The sequence below is a fragment of the uncultured Tateyamaria sp. genome (genome assembly GCF_947504105.1).
Taxonomy (GTDB): Bacteria; Pseudomonadota; Alphaproteobacteria; order Rhodobacterales; family Rhodobacteraceae; genus Tateyamaria.
Window position 1 is genome coordinate 1 of record NZ_CANNGP010000174.1, and the last position, 419, is coordinate 419.

Below are 419 nucleotides of genomic sequence, written 5' to 3' on the forward strand. Positions count from 1 at the left end.
GACCAGCCGGATGATCTCTAACTTCTCTGATGCAGGGTACCTCATTCGTGGTCGCCCCCATCGCCTATCATGCTTTTTTTGAGAAGGCGGAGTTCAAGCGTCTGCTCCGCGACGACCTCTTTGAGATCCTTTGCCTCCCGACGCAGTTCCTTGACCTCATCTGTGGTCGCAGCCCGCGCTGTGTCACCAGCGAGCCGCTTCTTCCCAGCTTCCATGAAGTCCTTGGACCACTTGTAATAGATACCCTGCGATATCCCTTCGCGGCGGCACAGCTCGGCAATGCTGTCTTCGCCGCGCAGGCCATCCAGCACGATCCGGATCTTCTCTTCGGATGAATAATGTTTGCGCGTGGCGCGCTTAATGTCTTTGACGATCTTTTCGCCAGGGCTCTTCGTTGTCTTTCTCATCGTCCACTCCTT

Annotated in this window: 1 pseudogene; it reads right to left on the reverse strand. The window is 55.6% G+C overall.

The features are described 5' to 3' along the window. Positions 1 to 407, reverse strand: a pseudogene (locus Q1A75_RS24105) (transposase); the annotation flags it as partial. Positions 408 to 419: the final 12 nt, after the last annotated feature.